This window comes from Peptoniphilus raoultii (genome assembly GCF_900099555.1).
Lineage (GTDB): Bacteria > Bacillota > Clostridia > Tissierellales > Peptoniphilaceae > Peptoniphilus_A > Peptoniphilus_A raoultii.
The window spans coordinates 1,513,147-1,529,628 of the sequence record NZ_FMWM01000002.1 but is presented as its reverse complement, the minus strand read 5'-3'; the positions used below and the strand labels follow the sequence as shown (position 1 = coordinate 1,529,628).

Annotated in this window: 16 protein-coding genes, 2 tRNA genes and 1 pseudogene; 9 read left to right on the top strand and 10 right to left on the bottom strand. The window is 30.5% G+C overall.

Translation table 11 applies throughout. From position 1 onward, the window contains the following. The first annotated feature begins 14 nt into the window (after positions 1-14). From BQ4446_RS07495 to lysS, 4 genes are all read left to right on the top strand, one after another. Complete coding sequence (locus BQ4446_RS07495; RefSeq protein WP_071028032.1) at positions 15-800, top strand: type III pantothenate kinase; 786 nt, start codon at positions 15-17, stop codon at positions 798-800. Between the two features lie 10 nt (positions 801-810). Next, positions 811-1,737: a tRNA dihydrouridine synthase gene (locus BQ4446_RS07490; protein WP_071028030.1), complete on the top strand. Its 927-nt coding sequence runs from the start codon at positions 811-813 to the stop codon at positions 1,735-1,737. 108 nt (positions 1,738-1,845) lie between these two features. Further along, positions 1,846-2,319, top strand: a complete 474-nt coding sequence (gene greA, locus BQ4446_RS07485; RefSeq protein ID WP_071028028.1) for a transcription elongation factor GreA — start codon at positions 1,846-1,848, stop codon at positions 2,317-2,319. Between the two features lie 8 nt (positions 2,320-2,327). After that, entirely contained in the window at positions 2,328-4,250 is a 1,923-nt protein-coding gene (lysS, locus tag BQ4446_RS07480) for a lysine--tRNA ligase (RefSeq protein WP_071028026.1), read from the top strand. Between the two features lie 214 nt (positions 4,251-4,464). On the opposite strand, the gene BQ4446_RS07475 is transcribed toward lysS, so the two are convergent. The 4 genes from BQ4446_RS07475 to BQ4446_RS08850 form a co-directional block, all read right to left on the bottom strand. Further along, positions 4,465-4,713, bottom strand: a complete 249-nt coding sequence (locus tag BQ4446_RS07475; RefSeq protein ID WP_071028025.1) for a hypothetical protein — start codon at positions 4,711-4,713, stop codon at positions 4,465-4,467. Positions 4,714-4,731: 18 nt separating this feature from the next. Next, entirely contained in the window at positions 4,732-5,871 is a 1,140-nt protein-coding gene (locus tag BQ4446_RS07470; protein ID WP_071028023.1) for a G5 domain-containing protein, read from the bottom strand. Positions 5,872-5,950: 79 nt separating this feature from the next. Next, positions 5,951-6,220, bottom strand: a complete 270-nt coding sequence (locus tag BQ4446_RS07465; protein WP_071028021.1) for a hypothetical protein — start codon at positions 6,218-6,220, stop codon at positions 5,951-5,953. 287 nt (positions 6,221-6,507) lie between these two features. Next, positions 6,508-6,741 carry a YSIRK-type signal peptide-containing protein gene (locus BQ4446_RS08850; RefSeq protein WP_083329062.1) on the bottom strand — a complete coding sequence of 78 codons (234 nt, stop codon included), beginning with the start codon at positions 6,739-6,741 and terminating at the stop codon, positions 6,508-6,510. A 508-nt stretch (positions 6,742-7,249) separates the two neighbouring features. Here BQ4446_RS08850 and trmB point away from each other — a divergent pair. The 5 genes from trmB (at position 7,250) to BQ4446_RS07430 (ending at position 10,673) form a co-directional block, all read left to right on the top strand. Further along, on the top strand, positions 7,250-7,891 hold the full coding sequence (trmB, locus tag BQ4446_RS07450; protein WP_071028011.1) for a tRNA (guanosine(46)-N7)-methyltransferase TrmB: 642 nt from the start codon (positions 7,250-7,252) through the stop codon (positions 7,889-7,891). Between the two features lie 103 nt (positions 7,892-7,994). Further along, positions 7,995-9,020 carry a biotin synthase BioB gene (bioB, locus tag BQ4446_RS07445; RefSeq protein ID WP_083329072.1) on the top strand — a complete coding sequence of 342 codons (1,026 nt, stop codon included), beginning with the start codon at positions 7,995-7,997 and terminating at the stop codon, positions 9,018-9,020. 403 nt (positions 9,021-9,423) lie between these two features. Continuing rightward, positions 9,424-10,323, top strand: coding sequence for an arginase (gene rocF, locus BQ4446_RS07440; RefSeq protein ID WP_071028009.1), 900 nt, complete (start codon positions 9,424-9,426; stop codon positions 10,321-10,323). Between the two features lie 95 nt (positions 10,324-10,418). Beyond that, positions 10,419-10,494: transfer RNA gene (locus BQ4446_RS07435), tRNA-Thr, on the top strand. 104 nt (positions 10,495-10,598) lie between these two features. Further along, positions 10,599-10,673, top strand: a tRNA-Gly gene (locus BQ4446_RS07430). A 46-nt stretch (positions 10,674-10,719) separates the two neighbouring features. Here the strand turns inward: BQ4446_RS07430 and BQ4446_RS07425 are convergent. From BQ4446_RS07425 to BQ4446_RS07405, 6 genes and pseudogenes are all read right to left on the bottom strand, one after another. Further along, a pseudogene (locus BQ4446_RS07425) lies at positions 10,720-11,427 on the bottom strand (PPK2 family polyphosphate kinase); the annotation flags it as partial. A gap of 15 nt (positions 11,428-11,442) precedes the next feature. Further along, a complete protein-coding gene (locus BQ4446_RS08690; RefSeq protein WP_245149697.1) occupies positions 11,443-11,595 on the bottom strand; it encodes a hypothetical protein in 153 nt (50 codons plus the stop codon). An 85-nt stretch (positions 11,596-11,680) separates the two neighbouring features. Beyond that, positions 11,681-13,690 (bottom strand): hypothetical protein, encoded by a 2,010-nt coding sequence (locus tag BQ4446_RS07420; protein WP_071028007.1) that lies wholly within the window; start codon positions 13,688-13,690, stop codon positions 11,681-11,683. Between the two features lie 122 nt (positions 13,691-13,812). Continuing rightward, on the bottom strand, positions 13,813-14,247 hold the full coding sequence (locus tag BQ4446_RS07415) for a zinc ribbon domain-containing protein (protein ID WP_071028005.1): 435 nt from the start codon (positions 14,245-14,247) through the stop codon (positions 13,813-13,815). A 37-nt stretch (positions 14,248-14,284) separates the two neighbouring features. After that, complete coding sequence (locus BQ4446_RS07410; RefSeq protein WP_071028004.1) at positions 14,285-15,868, bottom strand: hypothetical protein; 1,584 nt, start codon at positions 15,866-15,868, stop codon at positions 14,285-14,287. Positions 15,869-16,133: 265 nt separating this feature from the next. After that, positions 16,134-16,466: a zinc ribbon domain-containing protein gene (locus tag BQ4446_RS07405; protein WP_071028002.1), complete on the bottom strand. Its 333-nt coding sequence runs from the start codon at positions 16,464-16,466 to the stop codon at positions 16,134-16,136. Positions 16,467-16,482: the final 16 nt, after the last annotated feature.

The window sequence follows — 16,482 nt, the reverse complement described above, 5'->3', positions numbered from 1 at the left end:
CCGAAGGTGATAAAATGTTATTGGTAATGGACGTAGGCAATACAACTATTGTTTACGGAGTTTATAAAGATAAGGAACTTGTCCATGACTTTAGAATTTCTTCAGACAAAATAAGAACAAGTGATGAATATGGACTGATTTTTACAGATTCTCTAACTCATGCAAATATTGATCCAGCAGAAATTTATGATGTAGTAATTTCTTCCGTTGTGCCAAATTTAAGACACACCTTGGCTAGCATGGTTATAAAATTTTTTAATAAAAAGGCAATTTTTGTTGAATCAGATTTAAAACTTAACATAAAAATAGATTACGACAATCCAAAGGAAGTTGGGGCAGATAGAATTGTAAATGCTGTTGCAGTAGCAAAGCTTTATAAAGTCCCCGCAATTATTATTGATATTGGTACTGCCATGACTTTTTGTATTGTAGATGAAGATGCAAATTATTTAGGGGGCTTAATTATGCCGGGCATTGGCATTTCATCTGAAGCCTTATTTTTAAGGACTTCAAAACTCCCTAAAATTGAAATTATAAGGCCCGATATTTTAATTGCAAAAAATACTATAGGTGCTATCCAATCAGGTCTTTATTTTGGATTTACAACAATGATTGATGGCATTATAGAAAAAATCCTTATTAATAAAAATTGGAAAAGGGAAGATACAACAATTATTTCAACAGGTGGATTCTCAACAATGCTGACATCAGATTCTAAATACGACATTATCATAAATAGGGACTTAACCCTAGAGGGTCTAAGAATAATTTATGAAATGAATAAGGATCAAAATAAATAATGGTGATTACTTGTTTAAATTAATTTTAGCGCCAATGGCAGGCTACACCGACAGAGCTTTTAGAGAAATTGCAAGTGAATTTGGAGCAGATGAAACAATTAGTGAGATGGTTTCCTGTAAGGGAATAACTTTTAAGGACAAAAAAACCCTTAGCCTTCTTGAAAAATATCCAGGAGAAAATAATCTATCAGTTCAAATTTTTGCAGGAGATAAAGAATCTGTCATTTCAGCTTGTCAGATTTTAAAAAGTTTTGATTTTAAGTCTATAAACATAAATATGGGCTGCCCAGCTCCAAAAATTGTAAAATCAAATCAAGGCTCTTATTTAATAAAAAAACCTGATTTAGTTTATGATCTTGTAAGGGCTGCTGTTTTAAATTCAAACCTAGATGTGTCAATAAAAATAAGAAAATCTTTTGAAGGCATTTTTTCAATAGATGCCATAAAAGCCGCTGAAGAGGCTGGAGCAAGTGGAATAATTCTCCATGCAAGGTCAAGAGAAGAATATTATAGGGGAGAAAATGATTGGGACTATATAAAAAAAATTAAGGGTCTTATAAAAATTCCCCTTATTGGCAATGGTGATATACTTTCAGTAAAAGATGCCAAGGAAAAAATAGAGTATTCTGGAGTCGATGGCCTTGCCATTGGGAGAGGGACAATTGGAAATCCCTATATTTTTCGGGATATAAAGGCCAACTTAAAAGGACAAGAAATAAGTCATCCTACAAAAGAAGAAAGACTTGATTTGCTTTTAAGGCACTTAAATTTATCTATAAAATATAAGGGAGAAAGACTTGGAATTTTAACAATGAGAAAATCCTATGCCTATTATTTTAAAAATATGGAAAATTCCAAAGAACTTAGGACGAAATTAAATACAGAAAATGATTATAGAGAAATAGTAAAAATTATAGAAGATTATAGGGGTCTATAAGGCTTAAAAATCTTGACTTTTAGCCCCATATTTACTATAATAATTAGACTAAAGTAACAAATTAGGCGTAAAGCGCCTTATTTTTTATATTATTAAGGAGAGATATTAGTGGAAAAAGATATATTTTTCACTCCTGAAGGTTTGGAAAAAATTGAAAATGAAATTGAATATTTAAAAACCATTAGGAGAAAAGAAGTTGCCGAAAGAATTAAGGTAGCTTTAGGATATGGCGATCTTTCTGAAAACTCTGAATATGATGAAGCAAAAAATGAACAAGCTCAAGTTGAAGAAAGAATTGTTAAACTTGAATCCATGGTAAGAAATGCCAAGGTTATTGATGAAAAAGACCTAAATACTGAAGTAGTCAATGTAGGCTCAACAGTTTTAGTTAAAGATATGTCAACAGGGGAAGAAGAAGAATTTACAATAGTAGGTTCTGCTGAAGCTGACCCTCTTGATGGAAAAATTTCAAATGAATCACCAGTAGGCTCTAAGCTTATTGGCCTTAAAGTAGGCAATGTTACAGAAATTGAAATTCCTGACGGATTTATTAAATATGAAGTATGTGCCATTAATTTATAGGAGGCATTATGAAAAATAATAACGAAGAAAACTTAAATGAAATTCTTTTGATGAGAAGGCAAAAATTAAAAGCTCTTATTGAAGAGGGTAAGAACCCATTTTTATATGAAAAATATGATGTAAATGCTTATTCAGTTAATATCAAAGAAAATTTTGAAGAATATGATGGCAAAGAAGTTACAGTTGCAGGCCGTGTAATGAGTAAAAGGCGTCACGGAAAAATTTGCTTTATAGATCTTCAAGATTCCAAGGGAAGAATTCAAATTTTTGCCAGAAAAGATATTTTGGAAGAGGCCTATGAAGATGTTAAGGGTCTTGATATGGGCGATATAATTGGAGTTAAGGGAGAAGTATTTAAAACCGAAGCTGGCGAAATTACAATTAGAAGCGATGAGCTTGTTTTACTTTCCAAATCCCTACAAATTCTTCCTGAAAAATTTCATGGCTTAAAAGATCCAGACCTTAGATATAGACAAAGATATGTAGATTTAATTGTAAATCCAGAAATAAAAGAAGTATTTTTAACTAGAACAAAAATTATTAAAGCCATTAGAGAATATCTTGACAATTTAGGTTTTATAGAAGTTGAAACACCAATACTAGGAACAGTTGCCGGTGGGGCAAATGCAAGACCATTTTTAACTCACCACAACACACTTGATTTAGATATGCAAATGAGAATTGCCAATGAATTATTTTTAAAGAGATTAATTGTTGGCGGATTTGATGCTGTTTATGAAATGGGCAAGATGTTTAGAAATGAAGGAATGGACACAAGGCACAATCCTGAATTTACAAACATTGAATTATATAAGGCCTATGTTGACATGGATGAGATGATGAGAATTACTGAAGGCATTTTTGAATATGTGGCAACAAAAGTTTTGGGAACAGATACAATCACTTATCAAGGAAGGGAAATCTCCCTAAAAGCACCTTGGAAGAGAATGTCCATGATTGAGGCAGTTAGAGAATATGCGGGAGTAGACTTTGATAAAATAGAAAGTGATGAAGAAGCCTATAAAATTGCTAAAGAAAAGGGACTAGAAATTGCTGAAGGTGAAAGCTGGGGCAAAATTTTGTCAGAATTTTTTGAAGAATATTGTGAAGAAAAATTAGTTCAACCGACTTTCATTACAGGCCATCCAGTTGAAGTTTCTCCTCTTGCTAAAAAAGATCCAAAAGATCCAAGGGTAACAAGAAGATTTGAAGCCTTTATTAATACTTGGGAACTTGCAAATGCCTTTTCAGAATTAAATGACCCAATAGATCAAAGAGAAAGATTTGAAGCTCAAGTTAGGGAACATGAAAAGGGAGATGAAGAAGCCCATCCAATGGATTCAGATTTTATCAATGCAATTGAAGTTGGTCTTCCGCCAACAGGGGGACTTGGAATTGGCGTTGATAGAATGATTATGCTTTTAACTGATCAAGCTTCCATTAGAGATATAATACTTTTCCCAACAATGAAGCCAATAGGCTTAGAAAAGACAGAAAATGGGGATTTGTCAAAAGAAACTTACGAAACTTACGACAAATTTACGACAGAAAAAATCGACTTTTCCAAAGTGAAAGTAGAACCAATATTTGAAGAGATAGTTGATTTTGATACATTCTCAAAGTCTGATTTTAGAGTTGTTAAAGTTAAAAACTGTGAAGAAGTTCCAAAGTCAAAAAAACTTTTGAAATTTACCTTAGATGACGGTTCGGAAAAAGAAAGAGTTATTTTATCTGGAATTAAAAACTTTTATAACCCAGAAGAATTAGTTGGAAAAACCCTATTAGCAATAACAAACCTTCCTCCAAGAAAAATGATGGGAGAAGAATCACAAGGGATGCTTTTATCAGCAATATGTGAATATGATGGGGAAGAGGCACTTAACTTAATTATCTTAGATAAAAATATTCCAGCAGGAGCAAAAATTTATTAATAAGAATTTTATTATTTTTTATAAAAGCGTGCTATTAAATAGAAATAACTATTTTATAGCCGCTTTTTTTATATAATTTAAGATATAAGCTTACAGAAACTTTTTTATTAAAAAGGGGACTGCCCATAACTTTAATTTCTAGAGTGTGGACAGTCCCATATTTTAACTTTTTTATATTAAGAAGTCTTAATTGCCAGGGCTTTTAATATTTTAATTATTTTTTCTTTCTTCTCTTCATTTCAAAAGCTGCTAGTAGGGAAGAGGCAAGTCCAGTTATTGCAGCATATCCTCCAATACCGGCATCATAGGTTTTTGGATTATCTGCCAAAGATTTGACTTTATTTCCTTGCATAGCATTTGTTTTAAGGTCTTTATATTTTGGACTATTTTCGCTATCTTCTTCTTTAGTTTCTACTTCTTTACTATTCTCTTTTTTAGGCTTAGCTTCTTCGGCCTTTTCCACTTCTGAATTTTCCTTATTTTATACTTGTGTCGGGTTTTTATTTTCATAATCCTTTGGATCAATTTCTTCTACCTTATTTGGAGTAGATTTTTCTGGAACCTTTGGCTTTTCAGGACTAGGATTTATAGGTTTTTCAGGAGTATCAGTTCCTGGCTTTGGATTATCAGGTGTGCTTGGTTTATCTTTTCCTGAATCTTCTGAATCACTACCTTTAGGTGGAATTATAGGGCACATGTTTTCTACTGGTTTTTTTCCAACCTTAATGACAGCATTAACTGGCTCTGTTTCAGTTACTGTAGTTTTTCCAACAACTTGTGAATTTTTGATTGTCCATTCAGTAGTTTCTGAGCCAGCTTTTCCTTCCATTACTATTACATAAGTTCCAGCTTCCATATTTTCGTCATATTCAACAGTATATCCAAATGGAATTTTTTCTGTGTGGCTGTGTTTGCCTTCTGGCATTGTGCCAACTTTAATAACCTTGTCATGTTTTTCGGTTATTGTATTAGTTTCTACCCTTCCTTTAACCAAAACTTTTCCGGCCGAGTTATTCTTTTCATCAATTCCAAGTAATTCATCAATATTATCCTCATTGTATGTTGCTGTGATTTTACCATCTTGGTATGTTATCTTTTGTACTTTTCCTGCTTCCCAATAACCTTTTTCTACCATGTATTTTTCAATAACATCGTAGTTTGGATTGTTATTATCGTCACGGAAGTTTTCTTCTCCGATAGTATTGTACATATCATCCATATCGGCAATTTTTGATGGAGTTACTTTTGTTTCTGTTTCACCAACAATGCCTTCAGTAACGCTTTCAGTTTCTCCAGCTTTTTTTGTATCGTCAAATTGAATTTTAGTTTCAAAAGGTTCTTTGTTTTTGTGGTTATAAGCTTCAATTTTAATCTTCATAGCCTGCATTTCAGATGTTGTTTCTCTATTGACTATGATGTTACCAGTTTTATGATCTCTTGATATTGTAATGGTGATTTCACCATCTAATCCTTCTTGCTCTACTACTTCTTCACCTAGTTTAAGGTTTGGATCAACAATATATTCAATTGTGTGAGGGATTATAACGGTTTCTTTTACTGGTTTTACACCAACTTTTACAAGTCTATCTACTTTTTCTGTTACAGTTTTTTCAACAAGCACATACTTATCAACTCCAGCTTCAAATTTTCCTTCAGAGTTAATAATACCTTTAACACCATTTTGAATAGCTTGGGTAAATTTAAATTTTTTCTTGCCCGCTGTAACTTGGTTTCTTACCAGCTTTTAAGTTTGTTTCTAATTCTTCTTTTGTTTCAAAAGGAATATCTTTTTCATATTCATGCACTACTTCATTTTGGTATTTTGGTCTTGCTATGAATTGGGCTTTAACAGTTTCGGACTTCTTGTCTCCAGTTAATTTATCGGTGTAAATTACCTTTACATGTATAAATATATTTTCGCAATGAATGATATTTATATTTTCGCCAGTTGGTACTACAGCAGTAACCACACCAGTTTTAGAATCAATACTTACGTTAGACCATACGTTTCCACGATCATCTTTATATTCTCCAACTTTCTTTTATCAGCAGATATAGAGCCTTTGTCTTTTGTTATGATTTCATTATTTTCATCTCTAGCTACGCCGTCATTTTTTGATGGCTTTTCAGTTTTTTTCTTTTGGATTTTTTGGTTCAATAGGTTGTGTAAACTCAGCATTAGTATATAAAGAAATTTATTTCTTTTCTTCTGTCTCTTTAATTTCTTCTGCTACAGTTTCCGATTCAGTTCCATTATCTACAGCATCAGAAGGAGTTGCTGTTTCAGAAGCAGTTGCCCCAGTTGCTTCTGGTTTTGTTTTTCTTTTCCTACATTCTCTAATTCTGTGTTTTGAGATGTAGATGTACTATTGTTAGTATTTTCTACTATCGCAGGAGGTGTTTCATTCACAGTTGCATTTACTACATTAGATGCTACAAATGTAATTATACCGAGTGTACAAGAGACTAATCCCACGGATAGTTTTCTCATTCCATACTTAGGTATTTTGGGAGCAGATTTTAATTTTTTATCTTCTACAATTTTTTTAATTTTTCCAATTTACAATCTCCTTTTTTTATTAAAAATTTTTAAGGTCAAAAAATAAATAATGTTTATGTGAACTATAAATAAATAAACTTATAGTACCGCTAAATAAATTCTTTATTATCTTGATATAGAATAAATTCAAAGTAAATTCTAATTTAACGAACATTTATTATATCAAATTTATACACATATAAAAGTAAAATAATTGTATAATGTATGAAAATTATTTTTTACAATTTATTATATAGAAAATAACTGAATCAAATTAAGGAATGGTAATATTAATAATATTTTCTTAAGAATTTTTAAGTGAATTTTTATAGATTATTCTAAAAATTATTTAAATAAATAAGTTATCTAATCGTGTTTTCTTATTTATATTATTGACTTAAAACTTACACCAGTTTATAATTACTTATTAATTGCAAGAAAGGGAATTTGTAGGTGAAATATGAGATTAAGAAAAAAACATTTTGCTATTCCTGAAATGAAAGAAAATCCATTTGTTTTTTATGATGGTGAAAAATATAAGGGTAAATGGATGGAAGTTTTTGAAAATAATAATCCCATTTATTTGGAACTGGGAGCAGGGAAGGGGACTTTTACCGCTCAGTCAGCAATGGACAATCCCAATATAAATTATATTATGGTTGAAATGGAGTCAAATGCTTTTATTTATGGCACAAGAAAAATTTTAGAATATAAACTAACAAATGTAAGGGCCCTTCCAATTAAGGCAGAAAATATTTTAAATTATTTTGAAGATGAAGAAATTTCTAGGATTTATATAAATTTTTGCACTCCTTGGCCCAAACTTAAACACCAAAAGAGAAGACTTACTTATCCTGATTTTTTAAAAAAATATAAGGTGATTTTAAAAGATGGTGGGGATATTTATTTAAAAACTGATGATAGGGATTTTTTTGAAGACTCCCTAAAATATTTTGAGGACCAAAGGTTTATGGAAGTTTTGAGGGATTTTGATATGAAGGAAGAAGAATATCCTTTAAATATAGTAACTGAATATGAAAGGAAATGGCGAGATCAAAATAAGCCAATTTGCTTTGGCGTTTTTGAAAAATATGTTGATTAATCTACTGGTGGCAGTAGATTTTTTTAAAATTATAGTTAACCTAAATTTATTTACAATTGACAAATCTCTTAAAATCAGTATAATTATTTTAGGAGTTGAAGATATGGAAGTTAAGGAATTAGAGATAAAAATAAATAAGTCTAGAAATGAAAAAGCGACTGCAAAAGATGTTAAGGTATTACTTGACAAGGTTTTAAAGGGTTATGAAATTACAAAAGATGATGCAAGATTTTTGTATTCAGCTGATTATAATGCCCTTGTAAGTGCATCAAAAAAAATCAGGGAAACTTTTTGTGGAGATTCTTTTGATATGTGCACAATAATTAATGCAAAAAGTGGCAAGTGCCCTGAAAATTGTAAATTTTGTGCCCAATCTGCTTTTTATCACACATCAGTTGAATGTTATGGTCTGCTCCCAAATGAAGTTATAATAAAGGATGCAATTGAAAAATATAAAATGGGAATACCAAGATATTCTTTAGTTTCAAGTGGCAAAAATTTGTCAGACAAGGACATTGATAGGGTATGCGAAATTGTAGAAGAAATTCATAAGGAAGTGCCTGTTGAAATTTGTATTTCAGGTGGTCTTATTAGTGAAGAAGGCTTTGAAAAATTAAAAAAAGCCGGTGTGAGAAGAATTCATAATAATTTGGAAACTTCCAGAAATTATTTTCCAAGTGTTTGCACAACTCATTCCTATGACCAAAAGTTAAAGGCAATTGCAGATGCAAAAGAAGCAGGAATGGAAATTTGTTCTGGAGGAATTATTGGTCTTGGAGAGTCAAGAGAAGATAGGCTTGATATGATTTTTGAATTAAAAAAATTAAAGGTTAATTCAATTCCCATTAATGTTTTAAATCCTATCCCTAAAACACCTCTTGAAAATAATGAAATTTTAAGCGAGGAAGAAATCAATAGGACTGTGGCTGTTTATAGGTTCGTATATCCTAGCGCAACTTTAAGGCTTGCTGGCGGCAGGGCTCTTATGAAATCTTTTGGCAGAACTGCCTTTGAGGCAGGAGCAAATGCTGCAATTTCTGGCGATATGCTTACAACTCATGGAGTATCAACAAAAGATGATATTGAAATGATTGAATCTTTAGATTATAAGATTAGGTTAATTTCTTAATATTAATATATTTAAAGGAATCTTCTTTATGAAGGTTTCTTTTTTATGATAAAATTTTTTATTTGATTTGGAGGGGCATTAGGGGCATCGTGAAAGCCCCTTTGCCCCTTCAAGCCACCCCATTACACCCCGACGTACTGGCGGATAAAAAATTTTGGAAATGCTAAATTTTCAAAACTCACTCGCTTCGCTTACTCAAACAATTGAAAATTTTTAACGCATTCCCAAAATTTTTCTTTATTCTATTTTTAACTACTTATTTTAAGATAATTCTTTGTTTCTCATTTAAAATTTTAAAAGCATTTTAAATGAATTACTATTCTTTGATTTTAAATGTAGTATGTGTATTTTATTTTATGAAGCTTCTTTTTTGTGGTAAAATTTTCTTAGGTAGGTGAAATTTGTGAATAAAAATATAAATATTATTGGTATGCCTCTTGATATGGGAGCTTCAATTAGGGGAGCAAGGCTTGGTCCTGATGCAATAAGACTAACAGGATTAAAAAAAGCCTTAGAGGATTTGGATTATAGGGTAGAAGATCTGGGAAATGTTGAAGTAAATCCTTCTTATGAAGAAAAAATTGGACCTAATAATTTAAAAAATTTTGAACTTGTAAGAAATTCAAACGAAAAACTTTTTAGCCTAGTGGACAAAACAATAAAAGATAAAAAACTGCCCCTTGTTTTAGGTGGAGATCATTCTCTTGCCATAGGCTCAATAAAAGCCGCCTTAAATAATTTTGAAAATTTAGGAGTAATTTGGATAGATACCCATGGGGATATTAATACAGAAAAAATTTCACCATCAGGCAATATTCATGGGATGAGTCTTGCTGCCATTATGGGATATGCCTGTGAAGAACTTTCTTCAATTGGTCAAGATAAAAATTTTTTAGAGGCTGAAAATTTAGTTTACATTGGTCTAAGAGATCTTGATAGGGAAGAGAGAATGCTTTTAAAGGAAAAGAATATAAAGGCCTTTTCTTTGCAAGAAATTGATGAATATTCTATTGGCAAGGTAACAAGAGATGCCTTAAATTATTTGAAGAAAAAAACAGAAAATATTCACATTTCTTTAGATATTGATGTTGTGGATCCACTTTTTGCACCAGGAACAGGGACAAGAAAAAACGGCGGTCTTAGTCCAAGGGAAATTTTTCTTTTAACTGAAATTATTTCTAAGGAAAAGGGAATCACAAGTGTAGATTTAGTTGAAGTAAATCCTCTTATTGATGAAAAAAATAAAACTGCCCAGCTTGCAGTTGACATTTTAAAAAGTTTATTTGGAGAAAAGTTATTATAGGGAAGACTCCTAAAACTTGACAAAAAATTTGGCTAAGGTTATAATTTAAAAGCTATTTAAGCTCTTAGGCTGAATTGGCAGAGCCAAAACAGTCTGCCGGCATAGCTCAATTGGTAGAGCAACTGAATCGTAATCAGTAGGTTGGGGGTTCAAGTCCTCTTGCCGGCTCCAAATTTGATATCGAAGAAAAATATAAATTTTGTAAAATATTTTAAAAAATACTTTACATTCTAAGTAAAATTAGTTAAAATATATCTATGCTTTAAAAAGCACATGCGGATGTGGCTCAGTGGTAGAGCATCGCCTTGCCAAGGCGAGGGTCGCGAGTTCGAATCTCGTCATCCGCTCCATTTTTTTAGGCTGCCATTTTGGGTAGCCTATTCTTTTTATATTCTTTTAAGATTCTTCCAAAATCTTTTTCCACTTGTCCAGTTCTTTTTCTTCGTCTTTTGAAAGTATAGGATATTTTGGATCAAGGTCTTTTAAATATTTTAAAATAATTTCTGATGCCAAATATCTTGAGAACCATTTTTTATCAGCTGGCAAAATATACAAAGGAGCATATGCTGTTGATGTTTTGTTAAACATATCTTCATAGGCCCTTTGATAGTCGTCCCAAAACTGCCTTTCAGTAATATCTGATTTTGCAAATTTCCAGTGTTTATCTTCTCTTAGGATTCTATCCATAAGTCTTTCTTTTTGCTCTTCTTTTGACAGGTGCAAAAATAATTTCATAACTTTTATTCAATTGTCATTTAAATATTTTTCAAAATTATTTATTCCCTCAAACCTTCTGTCCCAAATTTCAGAATTTTTTAAATTTTTGGGAAGAGGTTGATTTATAACTAGCTTGTGGACTCTTGAAACAATGACATCTTCATAATGAGACCTATTAAAAATACCAATTTCTCCTCTTGGTGGAAGCTCTTTGGCAACTCTCCACAAATAGTCATGATCTAAGTCTATATAAGTTGGCTCTTTGAAAGAAATAATTTTAATGCCTTGAGGATTTACTCTAGACATAACATTTTTAATAAGTGAATCTTTACCGGCTGAATCCATAGCTTGAAGGACGATTAAAAGTGCCTTAGTGTTTTCAGTATATAGTTTTTCCTGATATTAACCCATTTTTTTAATATTTTCAATTAAAAGATTTTCTTTAACTTCATCTTTATCCAATTTTCCGTCATAGGATGTAGGAACTTTTTTTAGGTCAATCTTTTTAAAATTTTTTTCACTTTTAGCTATAACTCTATATTTTTCTATGCTCATAAAAACCCCCATTTTTATTATTTTACCAAAAAAAGGGAAGATTTATCTTCCCTCGCATAATTGTTTATTCTATTCTATTATATAATTAATGTGACTGGCTTTTATTATTTGATCTAAAGCCTGAAAAGTATAAGTTTGGGCTAATGATATCGTCAATATTTTGATCAACCGTGTAAATAAAAAGCTTATTTGAAATTTTTTGAGGCTTAGAATTTTTATCTTTGATATATAAAGATTCTGCTCCTTCGTCAATAAAGACCTTTAAGCTTGCTTTTCCTGTCTTCTTATTAAAATCTGTTAAATAATAATATTTTCCATTATACAACTGACCTTCTAAAACATTGTCAGAAATTGGAAGAATCTCACCATTTTTATAATACATTAAAGTTCTATTGCTAGATTCACTCAAGGAATCTTTAATATAAAAGAGTTTTTCTTCTGAATCATCAAGGGTCAGGGAAGTAAAGTTAACATTTTTATCAATTAATTTTTTATTTTTATATAGGTTTCCAAACTCACTATATTTATCTACATCTTTAACATAGAAGATGTCGCCATTTTTTGTAATGTATCCTGAACCTGATACATTTTTATTATATAATTCTGCCCTTAGTTTTTCGCCATCTAGATTAATTTGATATAAATCTCCATCTCCCGTGCAGTAATAATATACATCCTTAGAACTTCCAAACATTATTCCTATGGAATTAAAATCACAAGGGTCAGCAAAATTCTCTACATCCATAAGTTTATCATTCTTTAAAAACTTAAATTCCATTAAATTATCTTTTAAAATATTATCTATTTCTTTTAAAGACTTATCTTTAAAAGCTTCAAGCTTAATCTTTTTTATATTTTCTTTTGGAACTAATATAATGCCTTTTCTATCGTTATCTAAAGACATAAGAGAATTATATGAAGAGCAAATTTTTGTAAATTTTTGACCGTCAAATCCATATAGGTCATACATAGATGAATTAACAGAGGATTTTACAATAAACTCTGTGTCATCAAATTCGTAAGGATTTGTTTTTTCAGTTCCTGTGCCTATATTCCTGTTTACAGAATTAGACCTATTACTTTCCTTATCTTTATAAGTATCTTTTGCAAGTCTGAAATTTGAATTATCAATATATTTTTTATAATAGTCTTCTGAAGTCCTTAAAAAAATTACATTAGTATCGTCCATAAAAAGGCCACTTTGCCTAGGGTCAATATCTTTTGCAACAAGAATTTTTTCTTTGGAAAACTCTTTATAGTAAAGGTCCATTAAAGAATTATTTTCATAAGGGTGATCTATTTTTAAATCTTTATTTACAAAATAATAATAAGAAGAGTTTCTATTTGAAACGAAATCTTGAACATTATCTGCTATAAAAACCTTTTTGTTTGAGGGTGAAACTTCATAAAGTCTAAATTTCGAATCGTTAAATATTATATTATTGGAAGTATCAGCTAAGAGCCAAAATTTGTGCACATCATCTGAAAGCATTTCGCTATCTTTGCCTAAGGGTTTATAAAAAAGTTTGTTGTCATTAGTTATATAAATGATGTCAGCATTATTTTTAATTAAAATATTGGCTGAAATATTTTGCTGAATAAGTTCTTTTGATTTTTTAGAAATATTGTAGTCGTAAAGGTCTTTGTCCTTAAGATAAATAAGATGTTTATTATCATTAGAAAGTTTGAAAAAAACAACAGAATCATCAATTTTGGTCTTTTTATTAAATAGTGGCTGCGTTGATTTTTTGTAGAGGGAAAAATTTCCCTTATCATCTGGATCTGTTGGATAAATAAAAAATTTGCTGTCTGAGGAAAGCTGAATATCATAGTTAGTATATATATAATTGTTTTGCTCTTCACTTAAGGCTATAGACTTATCTGCTGACATATCATAAAAATAGAGACGTTTGTCTTTTTCATAAAAAACAAAATCTTTTGGGTCTTTGGGACCATAGAAATTTTTAAGAATAAAGATACAAGCTATAAGCATAACAAGTCCAAGAAAAATAAGTATTAGTTTAAAACTAAATTTTTTTGACTTATTTTCTTTTTTTAAAAGACCTACATTACTATCAATATTTTCTTTTGTCATAAGATCACCTTAATTTTTATTTATTTAATTAAATTATAATTAAGTTAAAGTAATTGTGCAAGTTATATATAAAAAAAGCGGGCATAAGTCCCGCTTAATTAAACACTTTTATAATTTTTTATTTAAAATAATTTATTTCCACACTTCCTGCAAAAGTTGACTTTTTCTTCATATCTTGCTCCACATTTGTCGCAAAATATTACTGAGTCTTCTTCCATTGGAACCCCAGAATTTCGCAGTTTTTCTTCTTCGCCAAAAATTTTTCTGTCCCTTTCATCAATTGCTTCAATTTCTTTTTTTGCTTCATCAATATTGTCATAGGACTCCTTAATTTTTGAGAAAAAAGCATTTATTTTATCCCTATCTTCATCTTCTTCAATATAGGCCCTAAAAACTTCCTCTCCAAGGTCATATTTTATTTTTTTAATTTCATTTTCAAGAGAATCAATATAGGTATTTATTTTGCCCTTTTCTAAACTTGACGAAGTTTTAATACTAATACTAGTAATTCCTCTATTGAATGAGGATTTTATCTTTTCAAAAGCATCATTTGCCATAAATTATCTCCATATTAAGAAATATAAATAGCCTAAATTAGCATCCTCCCACATCGGCATTGTCGTAATAATAAGTTTGTGGAAAGACAAGTTCATTTACATCTGTATCAATAAGTTCTGATTCACTTCCCTTCAAAACCTTTAAATCGCCAGAAGATGATTTACTACTATAATCATTTATATAATATATTTTATCAGGAAGTTCTGAATAAGAATATACATTGTCATCAACTTTTTGAGATTTTCCATTTTCAAAATAGTAAAGAGCTCCGGTAAAACTTTTACTTGAGAAGTCCTTGCCATAGAAAATTCTATTTTCATTGGGGCTTAGAGAAATAGAATAAGCATAGACATCGGAGTCCACTTTTTCTTTATTATGATACAGATCTCCATGGTCCTTATTATCAACATCTTTTACATAGAATAAATCTTTGCCATTATTTAAAACAAATGCACTTGCTGAAACGTCACTATCATAAAGCTGAGGAGTAATTTCACTTGCTGTGGCATCAATTTTATATAGGTCTTTATTATCTGTTATAAAATAGAAAATATTTTCAGATTCACCTATAGCAAAAAGACTTGATCCTAAAATTTCTGCATCTAAACCTCCTCCTATAGGCTTACTTGTTCCCTTGTGTATAAATTTGCAATTAGTAGCTTCTTCTTGAATTTTTTTAAGAATTTCACTTTCGCCTAAGGGAACTAAGCTAGAAAGTTTTACTTTTTCACCAACATTTTCTTTTGGGCTAGAGATAATACCAGTTGAAGCACTTACTAAGGAATAAAGACTGTTAAAAGTAGTGTCAATTTTTACACTTTCCTTGCCATTAAAATAATATAGGTCATAAACATTGTTATTAATAATGTTTTTAATATTTTCCGCTGTATATTCTAAATTGCTTGCTGCAAATTTTTCACTACGATAAGTTTCTAATTTGTCAGAATATGCTTCATATTCAGCTTGATATTTTATATAGGCTGCATCATAGGATTCATCACTATCATAATCATAATATGAAGGATAATCAGGAGCCTTAGGCTCTTCTATTGTTTTGTTTGATTCAGAATCGTCAATTAATTTACTGTAGAAGTCATCATTTGAATTTGTAAAAACAAGAGCTGTTCCGTCAGTATCAAAAGAAGTTCCGTCAACACGTACATCCTTAGCAACTAAAATAGCTTCTCCTCCAAAGGCTTTATAGAATAGTTTATTATCTTCAGCTTCATAATCGCCAGTAAAATAATAGTAAGAAGAGTCTTCGTTTTGCTTATAAGAAAAAACATCAGAAGCAACTTTTTGTCTTTCTCCCCCTGGTGTAACTTCATATAAAATATTATCTTCATCTGAGAATAAAATATCATCTGGATTTGAAGCCCCATATCTGTAATCTGCTGCTGAATTTGAAAGTTTTACCTTTTCTTTTCCAAGTTCTTTTAAATACAATCTCTTATCATTAGTAATATAAACAACCCTGCCATTATCTTCAATAGTGTATGTATAGCTTACATCAGAATCAATTTTTTCCTTTTCAGCTTTAAAAATATTATAGGAATAAAGTCCGCCGTCTTTAAAATAAATAAGGTCATTATCATTATTAGTAAGAACAAAAGAAGTCACATCAGAATCAATTTTTTACTTGTCATCTTTTTTAAAATTAGTGGATTTTTTATATAGGGAGAAAGTATTGTTATCTTCAAAATTATCCCCATATATAATAAATTTCCCATCAGTAGAGAAGGTAACTTTATCTCCCATATATGCATATTTGCCTAAATTATTTGCAAGTTCAAAGGGAGCATTTTTTGAAAAATCACTATAAATAAGTTCATTATCTTTAACATAGCAAATAAAATTATCGGGGCTCTTTGGGTTAGATAAATTTTTAAATAGGAAAAACCCTCCACCTAAAAAAAATTAGGGTAAGAAGAGTAAATATTAGGGGTTTAGCAGATCTTTTTGATCTCTTATCACCAAAATATTTTTCATTCTTTCCCCTATTATGTACAGGTGTATTTGGAGCAGCTACTGGAGCTTTTCTAATTTCTGCATCTTTAATAAGTTTGTGACCGCATTTTTCACAAAAAAGGGCATCGGGAGAATTTTTCTCACCACAGGAATCGCAAAAGACAAGTTCCTCATCAAATTTTTGTCCGCAATAGTCACAGAACATAGCATCATCTGCTATTTGGGCTCCGCAATTTTTACAAATTTTCATAAGTCCTCCTTAAAAA